At 75.4% G+C, this 13,730-nt stretch carries 13 protein-coding genes and 1 riboswitch; of the genes, 6 read left to right on the top strand and 7 right to left on the bottom strand.

The annotated features are described in order from the left end of the window. Nucleotides 1–16 precede the first annotated feature (16 nt). The 6 genes from O7599_RS30600 to O7599_RS30575 all read right to left on the bottom strand — a co-directional run bounded on the left by O7599_RS30600 (nt 17) and on the right by O7599_RS30575 (nt 6,172). Nucleotides 17–142: a DUF6126 family protein gene (locus O7599_RS30600; protein ID WP_281618843.1), complete on the bottom strand. Its 126-nt coding sequence runs from the start codon at nt 140–142 to the stop codon at nt 17–19. Nucleotides 143–158: 16 nt separating this feature from the next. Then, complete coding sequence (locus O7599_RS30595) at nt 159–752, bottom strand: XRE family transcriptional regulator (RefSeq protein WP_281618842.1); 594 nt, start codon at nt 750–752, stop codon at nt 159–161. A gap of 63 nt (nt 753–815) precedes the next feature. Then, entirely contained in the window at nt 816–2,030 is a 1,215-nt protein-coding gene (locus O7599_RS30590) for a hypothetical protein (RefSeq protein ID WP_281618841.1), read from the bottom strand. Nucleotides 2,031–2,233: 203 nt separating this feature from the next. Next, nucleotides 2,234–3,274 (bottom strand): NlpC/P60 family protein, encoded by a 1,041-nt coding sequence (locus O7599_RS30585; RefSeq protein WP_281618840.1) that lies wholly within the window; start codon nt 3,272–3,274, stop codon nt 2,234–2,236. 212 nt (nt 3,275–3,486) lie between these two features. Beyond that, nucleotides 3,487–4,509 carry an NlpC/P60 family protein gene (locus O7599_RS30580; protein ID WP_281618839.1) on the bottom strand — a complete coding sequence of 341 codons (1,023 nt, stop codon included), beginning with the start codon at nt 4,507–4,509 and terminating at the stop codon, nt 3,487–3,489. A gap of 304 nt (nt 4,510–4,813) precedes the next feature. Continuing rightward, nucleotides 4,814–6,172, bottom strand: a complete 1,359-nt coding sequence (locus tag O7599_RS30575; RefSeq protein ID WP_281618838.1) for an NYN domain-containing protein — start codon at nt 6,170–6,172, stop codon at nt 4,814–4,816. A gap of 178 nt (nt 6,173–6,350) precedes the next feature. On the opposite strand from O7599_RS30575, the gene O7599_RS30570 reads away from it, so the two are divergent. From O7599_RS30570 to O7599_RS30545, 6 genes are all read left to right on the top strand, one after another. Next, nucleotides 6,351–6,632 carry an Lrp/AsnC ligand binding domain-containing protein gene (locus O7599_RS30570; RefSeq protein ID WP_018837650.1) on the top strand — a complete coding sequence of 94 codons (282 nt, stop codon included), beginning with the start codon at nt 6,351–6,353 and terminating at the stop codon, nt 6,630–6,632. A gap of 87 nt (nt 6,633–6,719) precedes the next feature. Then, nucleotides 6,720–7,055, top strand: coding sequence for a hypothetical protein (locus tag O7599_RS30565; RefSeq protein ID WP_281618837.1), 336 nt, complete (start codon nt 6,720–6,722; stop codon nt 7,053–7,055). 3 nt (nt 7,056–7,058) lie between these two features. Next, a complete protein-coding gene (locus O7599_RS30560; protein WP_281618836.1) occupies nt 7,059–8,474 on the top strand; it encodes an ATP-binding protein in 1,416 nt (471 codons plus the stop codon). Beyond that, complete coding sequence (locus O7599_RS30555; protein ID WP_281618835.1) at nt 8,474–9,166, top strand: response regulator transcription factor; 693 nt, start codon at nt 8,474–8,476, stop codon at nt 9,164–9,166. Before O7599_RS30560 ends, O7599_RS30555 begins: the two co-directional genes overlap by 1 nt. Nucleotides 9,167–9,256: 90 nt before the next feature. After that, nucleotides 9,257–10,681 (top strand): SLC13 family permease, encoded by a 1,425-nt coding sequence (locus tag O7599_RS30550; protein WP_281618834.1) that lies wholly within the window; start codon nt 9,257–9,259, stop codon nt 10,679–10,681. 79 nt (nt 10,682–10,760) lie between these two features. Beyond that, nucleotides 10,761–11,951 (top strand): glycerate kinase, encoded by a 1,191-nt coding sequence (locus tag O7599_RS30545; protein ID WP_281618833.1) that lies wholly within the window; start codon nt 10,761–10,763, stop codon nt 11,949–11,951. Nucleotides 11,952–12,011: 60 nt separating this feature from the next. On the opposite strand, the gene O7599_RS30540 is transcribed toward O7599_RS30545, so the two are convergent. Beyond that, entirely contained in the window at nt 12,012–13,394 is a 1,383-nt protein-coding gene (locus O7599_RS30540) for an aminotransferase class V-fold PLP-dependent enzyme (protein WP_281618832.1), read from the bottom strand. A gap of 182 nt (nt 13,395–13,576) precedes the next feature. Next, a riboswitch (SAM riboswitch) is annotated at nt 13,577–13,694 on the bottom strand. Nucleotides 13,695–13,730: the final 36 nt, after the last annotated feature.

Below are 13,730 nucleotides of genomic sequence, written 5' to 3'. Positions count from 1 at the left end.
TCCCCGGTGGTGCGGGTCACGCGCTGCCGCCCGCCTTGAAGAGGAGGAGCAGGAAGGCGGCGAAGAGGTGGCCGAGGAAGACGTAGACGAGGAGGCGGATCACCAGGCCGCGGGGGAATCTCTCCTCGATCCGCTTAGACACGGCGTTCTCCTTCGGGTCAGTGCCGTGCGGCGCCGCCGAGGCACAGCTCGGCGACGGCGCTCTGCAGGAGGGTGTGGACGAAGAGCAGGTCGAGCCCGCCGCGTTCGGCGGCGGCGATGCGGTGCGGGGTGAGCGAGTCGAACTGGGCGCTGTCGCCCGGGTCGAGGAGGTGCTCGGTGCCGCCGAGCGCGAGCCGCATCCGCCCGTCGAGCACGTAGAGCCACTCCTCGCCCGGGTGGACGCGGACGAGGTCGCGGTGCTCGGCGTCGTACGGCACGTGCACCCGGAGCGCCTGCATCCCCCGGTCCGTGCCGCCGGCCTGCCGGTACGACCAGCCGCCGGCCTCCCGTACCGGTGCCTCGGCGCCCCTGACGACCGACGTCTGGGCCGCGGGCGCCTCGCCGAGCAGCTCGGAGACCGTCGTACCGTAGATGCGGGCCAGCTTGAGCAGCACCGGCAGCGAGGGCTGCCGCTGCCCGGTCTCCAGCCGGGACAGGTGGGCGGGCGAGAGCTCTGCCCTGGCGGCGGCGGCCTCCAGCGTCAGGCCGGCGCGGCGGCGCAGCTCGCGCAGGCGGGGTGCCTGGGGGTGGTCGGGGCTCATGACGCCCATTGAGCCACCGGGAGTGCCCCAGAGTCAAACTTCTTGCCTCTCAGGCAAAACGCCCTCGCGGCCTCACCCCAGCTCCCGCTCCAGATACGCCCGCCAGCGCGCCGTGAACTCGCCGAGCCCCACGCCCAGCTCCGCGCGCAGCACAGGGCCGACCGCCTGCTCGCGTGACGTCGCGGCGCCCACGGCGCGGTAGAGCGCCACGAGCCGCTGGGCGCCCCACTCGTCCGCGACCATCCGGGCCGCCAGCCACGCCTCGCCGTACGCCTCCGCCACCCGCTCGCCGCCGGCCCCGCGGCCGAAGTCGGCGTCGGCGGGCAGGTCCCGCGGCAGCTTGCCGGCGGCGACGGCACGGGCCAGCTCCGGCGCGCCCTGGCGCGGGCCGCGGGCGGCGCCGCGGAAGGCCGCCCAGTCCGCGAAGCCCTCGGAGAGCCAGAGGGGGGTGGCCGGGGAGGTGTGGGCGCGGGTGGCGACGTGGACGGTCTCGTGGGTGAGGACGATGCGCCGGCCGAGGGCGCCGAGGATGTCGTACGCCTCGGGGTTGACGACGACGCGGTCGGCGGGGGTGCGGTCCCGGTTCCGGCCGGTGGTGACGGCGGCCACGCCGGCGTAGGCCGTGGGCCCCGCGCCGAGCAGCTCCCCCATCGCGGCCTGCGAGGCGGGCACCAGCACCACGACGCGGCGAGTCCACGAGGCGCCCCAGGCGGCGGAGACGTCGGGCACGGCGCGGTCGGCGACGGCGGCGATGCCGCGCAGGCGGCCCTCGGGGTGGCCGACGCCGAGCACGAGGCTGTGCGTGCCGCGTACGACGGTCAGGGAGCCCTGGTCCCACGGCTGGGGCGGGCTGCCGGGCGCGGGTCCCGCGACGTACCAGCGGCCGTCGCGGCGGACGAACTCCAGCCGCGGAGCGGCGGTCGCGTCGCCGGCGTCGTAGCCGCGGAGTCGGTAGGCCAGGCGGACGTCGGCGGTGGCGCGGTTGCCGTCGGCGGGTACCGGGCCGTCGGGGCGGAGGGTCCAGGCGGCGAGCGGGAGGGCGTCGAGGTTGCGGAAGGCGGTGCGCTGCCGCTCCCGGTACGGGCCGGCCTGCGGGTCGACGGTGCGCAGGAACGCGGCCTCGTCGCCCTCGCGGACGGCGGCGGAGCGCTGCCGGAGCAGTTCGGCGACGGCGCGGGTGGCGTCGCGGGTGGCGTCGCGGGACTCGTCGTCCTCGCCGCAGCCGGCGAGCAGGGCGGCGACCAGCCCGGCACAGAGCACCAGCACCACGGTCCGCACGCCTGCCACGCCCCGAGCGTACGTCGCCCCGGTCCCGGCGGTGCGGCGCGGGGACCGGGGCGGGTGGTGGGGGCGGGCGCCGTTGGCGGGTGCCGGGGGCGGGCGACCGGGGCGGTGTTGCCGGTGGGGCGGTTTGTCAGAGGGGCGGCCTACCCTTGGGCGGGAGTGCGGGGGACTTCAGGGGGTTTCTGCGGGACTTGTGCGGGTGGCTGCTACGGGCGCGTCACCGACGCGACCGGCATCATCCCCACCGGGTCGTAGCGCACCGTCGCGCCCGGGTAGGGCGCGTGGACGACCTGCCCGCCGCCCACGTACATCGCGACGTGGCTCGCGTCCGCCCGATACGTCACCAGGTCACCCGGCTTCGCCTCGCCCAGCGGCACCTGGCGGCCCGCGTAGCGCTGCGCCTGCGACGTGCGCGGGATCGACACCCCGGCCCGGCCGTAGGCCCACTGCGTCAGCCCCGAGCAGTCGAACCCTCCGGGCGCCGCGCCGCCCCACACGTACGGGGTGCCGACCGCCCCCCGCGCCGCGGCCACCGCGACCGCGCCGCGGCCGGAGGCCGGGGCCGAGCCGAGGTCGGGCGTCGGCGCGGAGCGGGAGGCCCGGCTGCGGCCGGTGTCGGGACGTTCCTCCGCCGGCAGCGAGTTGAGCAGCCGCCGTGCCGCCGCGAGCCGCTCGGTGACCTCGCGCCTGTGCCCGGCCAGCGCGTCGCGCTCGCGCTCCAGTTCCGCGAGCGTGTCGCGGGCCCGTACGCGCTGCTGCTCCAGCCGCCGCTGCAGGCCGACGAGTTGGCGCAGCCGCCCGCTCTGCCGGTCGCCGATGCGCTCCAGGGTGGCGGCCTTCTCCAGATACCCCTCGGGGCTCTCCGACAGGATCAGGGTCAGGTTCGGGTCGATGCCGCCGGAGCGGTACTGCGCGCCGGCGAGCGAGCCGAGTTCGGTGCGCATCCGGTTGATCCGGGCGAGGTCGCGGGCGGCGCGGTCCTGCAGCCGCGCCGCCTTGCGGCGCAGCTCCTCGGTGCGCTCCCGGGCGGCGTTGTACTTCTCGGTGGCCCGCTCCGCCCGGACGTAGAGGTCGTGTACGCGCTCCCTGGCCCCCGCGTGGTCGTCGGGGGCGGCGAGAGCCGCGTCGGAGAGGCCGGAGAAGACGGCGGGCGAGCCGGACAGCGCCGCCGCCGCGGCGGCGGTGAGGACGCCGGTACGCAGCCGGGCGGCACCGCAGGGCCGGGTGGATCGTCGATGTGCTGACACGCGGCAGACAGTAACCACGTGACTACGCAGCGCCAAGAACCGTCTCTTGGCGCGATGTCGGCGCCCGGGGCCCGGCGCAGGTCACCCGCGGGGCGTTCGAAACGCGCGGTGTCGGCAATTCGCCCGAACGGGCGGCACGGTGGCCGCGCCGGCTCCGAACGCGCCCCGCCGCGGCGGGCGGCGGGGCGGCGGGGAACGGACGGAGGCGGGGGTCAGACCCGCGCGCCCCACATGAACGGCATGTTCCCGACGGCCTCGTAGCGCACCACCGCGCCCGGCTTCGGGGCGTGGATGATCTGCCCGTTGCCGGCGTAGATGCCGACGTGGTGCAGGTCGCTGTAGAAGAACACGAGGTCCCCGGGCTGCAGGGCGCTGGCCGAGGATATCCGGGTGCCGACGTTGGCCTGGTCCTGCGAGATGCGCGGCAGCGAGACGCCGGCCTGCGAGAAGGCCCAGCCGGTGAGGCCGGAGCAGTCGAAGGAGCTGGGGCCGGTGGCGCCGTAGACGTACGGCGCGCCCAGCTTGCTCTGCGCCGCGGACAGGGCGGCGGCGCCGTGCGACGAGCCGGGCGGCAGGTCGCCGAGGTCGACGCGGTCCTCCGCCTCGCGGCTGGCGCGCAGCTCCTCTTCGGCGAGCGCGGCCTGCTCCTCCTCCGTCAGCTCGTTGAGCAGCGCGCGGGCCTCGCTGAGCTTGTTCTGGACCTTCTTCTTCTGGGAGCCCAGCTCCTTGCGGGTCTCCTCCAGGTCCTTGAGCTTCTCGCCGGCCTCCTGGCGCTGCTGCGCAAGGCTGCGCTGCTTGTCGGCGATGCGCTCCAGCGACTCGGCCTGCTTGCCGCTGACCCGGTCCATCGTGGACGCCTTGTCCAGGTAGGTGTCCGGGTCGGAGGAGAGGAAGAGCTGCACGGAGGGGTCGATGCTGCCGCTGCGGTACTGGGCGGTGGCCAGCGAACCGAGGCCGTCGCGGAGGTCGTTGAGCTCCTGCTGGCCGCGGGCGGCCTTGTCCTGCAGCTCCTTGACGTCCTCTTCGAGCTTGTCCTGCCGCTCCTTGGCGCCGTTGTACTTCTCGGTGGCGCGCTCGGCGTCCTCGTACAGGTTGTCCACCTGCCGCTTGACGTCGTCCTTGTCGGGGGCGGCGTGCGCGCTCTGGGTGGAGAGGGCGACTGCTGCGGCGGCGGTCGCGGTGAAGACGGTGACCCTGGCCCGGTTCGGCTGCTTCGGTCGACGGTGGGACGCCACGAAGGCGAGCTCCTCTTCCTCCAGCCGCCCGACCGTGGCTTGGGGACGCCCCGGTACCGGCGGGACCCTCGCCATCGCCCCGGATGAGCGATCGACAGCACGAAGGTTCGGGCCAGACACTAACGAGGCTCAGGTGATCCGTTCAAATCCCTCAGGCAAAAAAGTCCCCCCGAAGCGCGTTTCTTTACTCACATCACACGGCCAGTAGTCACCGTTGGACAACGAGTTGGACTCGGAGCGGCGAACTGTCCCCACCCGGCCGAGACCGCCGTGATGTCCGAACTCGCCCGCGTTTCCCGGGTTGTCAGCTCCGCGCCAGCCGCTTGAGGAGCAGCGCGGACGACACGGGCCGGGCGCCGGCGGCGGCGACGCCGTCGGCGACCTCGCGGTCGGCGGAGACCACCACGACGGGCCGGCCGGTGGGTTCGGCCCGGACGAGCCGGCGGATCAGCTCGTCGGCGGTCTCGCCCGGCTTGCTGAACAGCACCCGCACCCCGCGCGGCGGCGCGAGCAGCACCGGCGCGGCCAGCTCCGCGCCGTCGAAGACGCACGTGACCTCCGCGCCCGTCTGCGCGGCGAGGCCGGCGAGGCCGCCGAGGAGGCGCAGGCGCTGCTTCTCCAACGGGAGGGTGGGATAGCCGCTCTTGGTGACGTTGTAGCCGTCGACGACCATGTGCGCGTGCGGCAGGGCGAGCAGTTGGTCGAGCAGCGCCGGGTCGGTGGCGGACAGGGCGCGGGCGGCCACGTCCATCGGCGACATCGTGCCGGGCTCGACCGCGCGGACGGTGTCCGCGGGGCTCATGCGGGCGGGCGGCAGGGCGAGTTCGCGGCGGAGCCCCTGGGCCGCGTCGAGGACGGTGTCGAGGAGGAGCCGTACGCGCATGTCCTCCACGCTGCGCCCCTCGCGGGCGGCGCGGCGGCTGGCCTCCAGGCCGGACTCGGCCTCGCCGAGGCGGGCGCGCAGCCGGCGCGCCTCGCTCTCGGCCGCGGCCAGGTGCGCGGCGGCCTCCTCGCGCGCTGCGGCGGTCTCCTGCTGCAGCTTGCGCACGGCGGCCTCGCCGCGCTTGACGTCGCTGAGCGCGCTGCGCAGGCGGCGGTGCAGGCCCTCGTTCTCGCGCCGCAGCGCCTCCAGCTCGTGCCGGGTGCGCTCCGACTCGCCGCGGGCGGCGGCGCGGGCCTCGGCCAGCTCCGTACGCAGCCGGGCCAGCTCGCGGGCGGCCTCCTCGCCGGCCCGCTCGGCGCCCGCGCGCTGCTCCTCCTCGCCGGCGGCGGCGATGAGCTTGACCCAGCCCGGGGGGCGCAGCAGGTACGCGAGGGCCGCGACGTCGACCGGCTCGGCGGCGGCCGGCGGACTGCCGCCGCGCAGCGCGGCGGCCAGCTCCGGCTGGAGCTCCGCGGCCCGCTCGGCGATCCGGTCGCGGAAGCCGGCGTCGCCCGCCAGGGCGGCGGCGATCGCGTTGCCGGCGAGCTTGACGCGGCGGGACGGGGTGAACCGGGCGTACTGCCGCAACTGCGGGGGCAGCTCAGCGACGGTCAGTCCGCCGAAGCACGCGTCGGCGAGCGAGACGATCCTGCGGCGCACCCCCTCGGGCAGCGGGCCGTCGAGCACCTCGGCCGCGTCCTCCTCGGAGGAGACGCCCGGGCCTTCCCTCGGCTCCACCACCGGTCACCCTTCCGCCTCAGCGATCCCCGCGGCTTCGGCCGGGCCGTCCGGCGCCGGCGCCGGCCCGGCGCACCGACCGTCGTCGCAGGCCGTGCCCCCACCCTACGACCTGGAGCGAGGTCTTAGGCAGACAGATAGAGTGAGCGCCGCACCCGGGTCCGAGAGGGAGAGCGAACACATGATCACCGCGATCGTTCTGATCAACACCGACGTGGACCGCATTCCCGAGATCGCCGAGTCCATCGCCGCGATCGACGGGGTCAGCGAGGTGTACTCCGTCACCGGGGCGCACGACCTCATCGCCATCGTCCGGGTGGCGCGCCACGACGATCTCGCCGACGTGATCCCGGGGCGCATCAGCAAGGTGCCGGGCGTGGCGGCGACGGAGACGCACATCTCCTTCCGCACGTACTCGCAGCACGACCTCGAAGCCGCGTTCGCGATCGGCCTCGAGGAGTAGCGCGGTGCGCGCGGCGGGGGCGCAGATGAAGAATCTCTCATCCGGCCTTCACGCTGCGCCGCACCCGCCGGCCGCAGCCTTCCGGGTATGGCTTTCTCGCAGCGCATGGCCGCACTGACCGCGGTGGTGGCGATCCCGCTGGGCGTCGCCGCGACCAGCTACGCCCTGACCGACGACCCGGAGGAGCCGACCCCGCCCGCCCGGGTGGAGATGGAGAGCGGCACGCCCTCCCCGTCGGGCTCCACCTCCCCCTCCCCCGAGGTCTCGCCGAGCGACGAGGTGGTCTCCCCGCCGCCGGTACGCGACGGGCCCACCTCGGCGGATCCGTCCGGCGGCGGGGGCAACGGCGACACCGACGACGGCGGCGACGACACCGGTGACGACTCCGGCGGCGGAAACGACGACGACGACTTCGACGACTGATCGATGATCTCCGCGCGTGCCCGCATCCTGCTGTGGCTGCTGGTGGTGATGACCGTGGCACTCGCCGCCGTCGCCGGCACCACGCGGTCCATCCTGCTGCGCGACCTGGATCACCGGGTGGACCGGCTGCTGGCACAGGAGACGCAGGAGTTCGCGAACCTCTACGAGGAGGGCGTCGACCCCGAGACCGGGCGGCCCTTCACCAGCCCGCGCCGGCTGCTGTGGGTCTTCCTGCAGCGGCAGTACGCGGACCCGGACGAGGAGCTGCTCGGCCTGGTCGGCCGGTCCGACCGGGGCCCGGCGCAGCTCGTACAGCCCCGGACCCTGACGGTGACCCGGCCGCTGGAGGCGGACCCCGCGGGCCGCCGGGAGATCTTCGAGTCCGGGGACGGCACGGGCACCCTCGACCGGCCCTCGGGCGAGCTGCGCTGGGCCAAGGTCGGCATCGGCGCGCCGGACGGGCCGGACGCGGCGGCGTTCGTCGTGGCCATCCACACCGAGCGCGAGCGGCAGCAGGTGGCCGACGTGTTCGTCATCATGCTCGCGATCTCGGCGGTGGCGCTGGTGCTGATCAGCGCGATCGGCTGGGCGGTGGCGGGCCGCATCCTCGCGCCCGTACGGCTGGTCGGCGAGACCGCCGCGCAGTTGACGGAACAGGACCTGACCCGGCGGATCCCGGTGCGCGGGCGGGCCGACCGGGACGAGACGGCGGCGCTGGCGGCGACGTTCAACGCCATGATGGACCGGCTGGAGCGGGCGTTCGCCGCCCAGCGGGAGTTCGTCGACGACGCCGGGCACGAGCTGCGGACGCCGATCACCATCGTGCGCGGGCACCTGGAGCTGATGGGCGAGGACCCGGCGGAGCGCGAGGAGACGCTGCGGCTGGTCACCGACGAGCTGGACCGGATGACCCGGATCGTGGAGGACCTGCTGCTGCTCGCCAAGGCCGAGCGGCCGGACTTCGTCGAGCCGGAGCCGGTGCAGTTGGCGGAGCTGACCGCGGACGTGTTCGTCAAGGCCAGGACGCTGGGCGAGCGGGACTGGGAGCTGAGCGAGGTCGCCGAGGGCGAGATGCGCCTGGATCCGCAGCGCGTCACGCAGGCCATGGTGCAGCTCGCCCAGAACGCGGTCCAGCACACCGCGCCCGGCAGCCGCATCCGGATCGGCTCGCGGGCCGCCGGCGGGCACGTCGAGCTGTACGTCGCCGACGGCGGTCCCGGCATCCAGCCGCAGGACGCCACGCTCATCTTCGAACGCTTCCGCCGCGGCACCGCGCGCCGCGGCTCCCGCGGCGGCGGCGCGGGCCTGGGCCTGGCCATCGTCAAGGCGATCGCCGAGGGCCACCGCGGCCGCGTCGAACTCAGCCCCACCGAAGGCGGCGGGGCCACCTTTACTCTGATCCTTCAGGATGGTCTGTGATGAACCGGATTCTCATCGCCGAGGACGAGGAGCGCATCGCCTCCTTCGTGGAGAAGGGGCTGCGCGCCAACGGCTTCACCACCACCGTCGCCGCGGACGGCGACACCGCGTACGAGTTCGCCCTCACCGGGGGCTTCGACCTGGTCGTCCTCGACATCGGGCTGCCGGGCCGGGACGGCTTCACCGTGCTGCGCCAACTGCGCGAGGCCCGCTCCTCGGTGCCGGTGATCGTGCTCACCGCGCGCGCGTCGGTCACCGACACCGTCGCCGGTCTCGAAGGCGGCGCCGACGACTACATGACCAAGCCGTTCCGCTTCGAGGAGCTGCTCGCCCGGGTGCGGCTGCGGCTGCGTACCGCCGCGCGGGCGCCGGAGGTGACCGTGCTGCGCAGCGGCGACCTCTCGCTCGACCTGCGCACGCGCCGGGCACAGGCCGGCGGGCGCATGGTGGACCTGACCGCCCGCGAGTTCGTGCTCCTCGAACTCTTCCTGCGCCACCCCGGGCAGGTGCTCTCGCGCGAGCAGATCCTCTCCCACGTGTGGGGCTACGACTTCGACCCGGGCTCCAACATCGTGGACGTCTACGTACGGGCGCTGCGCAAGAAGATGGGCGCCGAGCGGGTGGAGACCGTCCGCGGCATGGGCTACCGGCTGCCCGCCCGCCGGCCGGATGAACCGGAGCTGTCCCGCTGACACCCGTTCGGGTGACGTCCGGGTTAAAGGTGAAATCTCCTTCATCTTCGATTCATCACAGGCTCACCGCCGCTGCCGAGGCTCTTGTGCGTGAGCCTCTCCCTGCGCCAGACCGCGACGTTGTGCGTGGCCCTCAGCATCTGCGCCCTGCTGGCCGTCCCGGGCAACGCCCCCGGGCTGACGGCCGACGGGCGTCTGACCCTCGCCGTGTTCGCCCTGGCCACCTGCGCCTGGATCGGCACGCCGATCGACGACACCTTCATCGCGCTGGGCGCGGGGCTCGCGCTCGTCGTCACCGGGGTGCTCGACAGCGAGACGCTGTTCGGCACGCTGGGTGACGAGACGGTGTGGCTGCTGATCTGCGCGTTCGTTGTGGCTGCCGCGGTCGCGGGTACGGGCCTGGCGGGCCGGGCGGCGGTGTTCCTGGTCACCGGGGCGCGCTCCGTACGGCAGTTGGTGCATCTGACGACGGCGGCGCTCGTCGTCACCGCCTTCGCCGTCCCGGCCACCTCCGGCCGTGCGGCCCTCGCGCTGCCGGTGTTCCTGGCCCTGGCCAAGGCGCTGGGTGAGCGGAAGCGGCTGGTGGTGATGCTGGCGCTGCTCTTTCCCACCGTCATCCTGCTCTCCGCGGTGGCGACCCTCATCGGCGCCGGTGCGCACCTGATCACGGTGTCGGTGCTCTGGGAGGCGACCGGGGACCGGATCGGCTTCGTGGACTGGCTGCTGCTCGGGCTCCCGCTGGCGATCGCCTCCGCGCATCTCGCCGCCGAGGTGGTGCTGCTGACGACGACGAAGCGCGCGGACCGCAAGGGCCCGGTGCACCTGACCGCCGGGCAGATACAGGAGCACACGGAACAGCCGGTCACCGGGCCGCTGTCGCAGGCCGAGGCGCGCTGCGCGCTGCTGATCGGCACGGTGGTGGTGCTGTGGTGCAGCGAACCGCTGCACCGGGTGCCGCCCGCGGTCGTGGCGCTGATCGGCGCGGTGGTCGCGGCGTCGCCGGCGATCGGAACCGTACGGCTGAAGGACGCGCTGCGCACGGTGCCGTGGTCGCTGCTGCTGTTCATGGCGGCGACGATGGCGATGGGCATCGCGCTGTCGGAGTCGAGGGCCGCCGCGTGGCTGGTCTCCGGGCTCCCGGGCGGCTCGTCGGTGCCGGGGTGGGCGTTCCTGGCCGGGGTGGTCGCCGTGAGCACCGCCGCCCACCTCGTGCTGCAGTCCCGCTCCGCGCGCTCCAGCGTGCTCGTCCCGCTGGTCATCGCCGCGGCGCTGGCCGCCGGCGTGAACCCGGTGGCCGCCGCGCTGGCGTCCACCGCGGCGGCCGGCTTCTGCCAGACGCTGCCGGCGTCCGCCAAGCCCGTCGCACTCTTCTCCGACATACCGGGCGTGGCCACGTACACGCCGCGGGACCTGCTGCGTACGGCCGCGGTGCTGGCCCCGCTGACGGCGGCGCTGGTGCTGCTGTTCGCCCTCGCGGTCTGGCCGCTGTTCGGCGTGCCGGTCGTGCACCGCTGACCGCCGGCCCTCTGCCCGCCGACCGCCGCCCGCTCACCGCCGACCCCCCACAGAACCCTCCGATCCTCGGGAGACCCTCATGCTCGACCGCGTCGTCGTCGCCCCCAGCGGCTTCAAGGAGTCCCTGTCCGCCGAGGCCGCCGCCGAGGCCATCGCCGAAGGCGTCGGCCGGGTGCTGCCCGACGCCGCCGTCGACCTGATCCCGCTGGTCGACGGCGGCGAGGGCACCGCGCAGGCGCTGGCCGCCGCGACCCGCGGGCGGCTCGTCCCGCGCACCGCCACCGGCCCGCTCGGCGACCGGCTGGAGACCCACTTCGGGCTCCTCGGCGACGGCACCACCGCGGTGGTGGAGATGGCGGCCGTCGCGGGCCTCGCCCTCGTGCCCCGCCCCCGGCGCGACCCGGGGGGCACCACGACGTACGGGGTCGGCGAGCTGATCCGCGCCGCGCTCGACCTCGGCGTACGGCGCATCATCGTCGGCTGCGGCGACTCCGGCACCTCCGACGGCGGCGCCGGCGCCCTGACGGCCCTGGGCGCCCGCCTCCTCGACGCCGAGGGCCGCGACCTCGCCCCCGGCGGCGCCGCGCTCGCCCGCCTCGCGCGCATCGACACCGCGGGCCTCGACCCGCGGCTCGCCGAGACGGAGCTGCTGGTGGCCTGCAACCCGTACAACGTGCTGTGCGGCCCCCGCGGCGTCGCCCGCGTCTTCGGGCCGCAGAAGGGGGCCTCGCCCGAGCAGGTCGAGGAGCTGTCCGCCGCCCTCGACCGCTGGGCGGACGTCCTCACCCGCGACCTCCCGGCCCCCGGCACCGACCTGCGCCGCGGCGCCGGCACCGGCGCCTCCGGCGGGCTCGGCGCGGGCCTCGCGGCCGTCGGCGCCCGCCTCCTGCCCCGCTTCGAGGTGCTCCTCGGCCACCTCGACCTCGACGCCCGGCTGGCCGCCGCCGACCTCGTCATCACCGCGGAGGGCGCCCTCGACCACCAGACGCCGCGCGGCAAGGTGCCCGCGGAGGTGGCGCGCCGCGCCAAGCTCCACGGCCGCCCGGTCCTGGCGCTCGCCGGCACGATCGGCGAGGGCGCGCACGAGGTCCACGGCACGGGCGTCGACGCCTACGGCACGATCATCCCGGGCCCGATGGCGCTGCCCGAGGCGCTGCTGCGCGCCCGGGAGTTCCTGGCCGACGCGGCCGAACGGACGCTGCGCATGGTGCTGATCGGCGCAATGGCCGTGCGGCCGGCGCCCGAGTCGGCGAGCCGGCCGCCCGCCTGACGACGGAGGGGCGCTCGACCGGCGGTCGCGAGCGGCCTGCCCCCGCGGCTGCCCGCCGGGTCAGGCCGCGGTAGCAGTCCGGTCCTCGCCGGAGGCGGGTACGCAGCGGCCGTCCACCGTGCGGTACGACCACCGCGCCCCCTCGCGCACCAGCGACCCCAGCGCCGCCAGGAACCGGTCCACGTGCGCGTCCGGCGTCCCCGCGCCGAAGCTCACCCGCACCGCGTTCAGCGGCCGCTCCCCGTCCGCCTCCCCGCTCCCGCACTCGGCCGACTCGCCCGCCCCGCCGAGCAGCGCCCGCACCAGCGGGTGCGCACAGAACAGCCCGTCCCGCACCCCGATCCCGTGCTCCGCCGACAGCGCCGCCGCCAGATGCGAGCTGCTCCAGCCGTCGGCCACGAACGAGATCACCCCCACCCGCGCCGCGTCCGCGCCGAACAGCGACAGCACCCGCACCCCCGGCAGCGCCGCGAGCCCCGCGAGCACCCGCGCCACCAGCGCCTGCTCCCGCGCCACCAGCGCGTCGAACCCGGCCTCCGTCAGCGCCTTGCAGGCCGACGCGATGGCGTACGCGCCGATGACGTTCGGCGACCCCGCCTCGTGCCGCGCGGCCGTCGTGTGCCACTCGACGTCCACTCCCCCGTCCTCGGCCCGCAGTACCCGCCGGCTCGCGCCCCCGCCGGCGAGGTAGGGCGGCGCCGCCCGGAGCCAGTCCGCCCGGCCGGCGAGGACCCCGGCGCCGAAGGGCGCGTACAGCTTGTGCCCGGAGAAGGCCACCCAGTCCACGCCCAGGTCCGCCACGTCCACCGGGTGGTGCGGCGCCAACTGCGCCGCGTCCAGGACCAGCCGCGCCCCGTGCCGGTGCGCCGCCGCGGTCAGCTCCCGTACGGGCCACAGCTCGCCGGTGACGTTCGAGGCGCCGGTGACGCACACCAGCGCCGGGCCGTCGCCGACCCGCGCGGCGAGCGCCGAGTCCAGCGACGCCACGGCCTGCTCGGGGCTGCCGGGCGCGCCGAGCACGGTGACGCGGCCGGCCGCGGACCCGGCGTGCTGCCAGGGCAGCAGGGCGGCGTGGTGCTCGGTCTCGAACACGTAGACCTCGGTACCCGGCGGCAGCGCGGTCGCCAGCAGGTTGAGCGAGTCGGTGGTGGAGCGGGTGAAGACGACCTGGTCGTCGGGGCGGCAGCCGAGGAATCCGGCGACCGTGGCCCGGCTGGACTCGAAGAGTTCCGTGGACAACTGCGAGAGGTAGCCGGCGCCGCGGTGCACGCTGCCGTAGTAGGGCGCGTAGGCGGCGACGTCGTCCCAGACGCGCTGCAGCGCCGGGGCGCTGGCGGCGTAGTCCAGGGCGGCGTACTCGGCGTCGCCGCCGGTGACGAGCGGCGCGCGGACGTCGCGGCCGAGGACGGGCAGCCAGGCGGGGGTGAGCGTGGGCGCGGACATGCGGAACTCCCGTGAGCAGACGTGAGGATGCGGGGTGACGGGCCCGTACGGCCCGGACGGAGGACGCGCGCGACGCTCTGGCGGAAGGACGCGCGCAGCGGCGGCGGGGCAGCGGCCCCTAGCGCATTCGGTTGCTCACGGCGGTACTCCCTCGGCCGACCAGGACCCCTGGAATCGCGAGGGGTCCGCGCTTGCCGCAGACCTCGCTGCCTGCGGCCCGGTCATCACCCGGGGCACCCCGCCACGGACGGAGGGTTGCCGGACAGCGGGCCGGGGCCTTGATCGCTGTCGCTCGTGACCTGGTCAGGAGTATGCGCACCGGAGAGCCGCGGCGCA

The sequence above is a fragment of the Streptomyces sp. WMMC500 genome, assembly GCF_027497195.1.
Lineage (GTDB): Bacteria > Actinomycetota > Actinomycetes > Streptomycetales > Streptomycetaceae > Streptomyces.
Note: the sequence above shows the minus strand (reverse complement) of the source record. Positions and strands in the feature narration are given on the sequence as shown.

Excerpts from the sequence above, each read along its gene's own strand:
- O7599_RS30540 (WP_281618832.1), bottom strand. The coding sequence starts at position 13,394 with ATGTCCGCGCCCACGCTCACCCCCGCCTGGCTGCCCGTCCTCGGCCGC.
- O7599_RS30565 (WP_281618837.1), top strand. The coding sequence starts at position 6,720 with ATGGCTTTCTCGCAGCGCATGGCCGCACTGACCGCGGTGGTGGCGATC.
- O7599_RS30560 (WP_281618836.1), top strand. The coding sequence starts at position 7,059 with ATGATCTCCGCGCGTGCCCGCATCCTGCTGTGGCTGCTGGTGGTGATG.
- O7599_RS30570 (WP_018837650.1), top strand. The coding sequence starts at position 6,351 with ATGATCACCGCGATCGTTCTGATCAACACCGACGTGGACCGCATTCCC.
- O7599_RS30555 (WP_281618835.1), top strand. The coding sequence starts at position 8,474 with ATGAACCGGATTCTCATCGCCGAGGACGAGGAGCGCATCGCCTCCTTC.
- O7599_RS30595 (WP_281618842.1), bottom strand. The coding sequence starts at position 752 with ATGGGCGTCATGAGCCCCGACCACCCCCAGGCACCCCGCCTGCGCGAG.
- O7599_RS30545 (WP_281618833.1), top strand. The coding sequence starts at position 10,761 with ATGCTCGACCGCGTCGTCGTCGCCCCCAGCGGCTTCAAGGAGTCCCTG.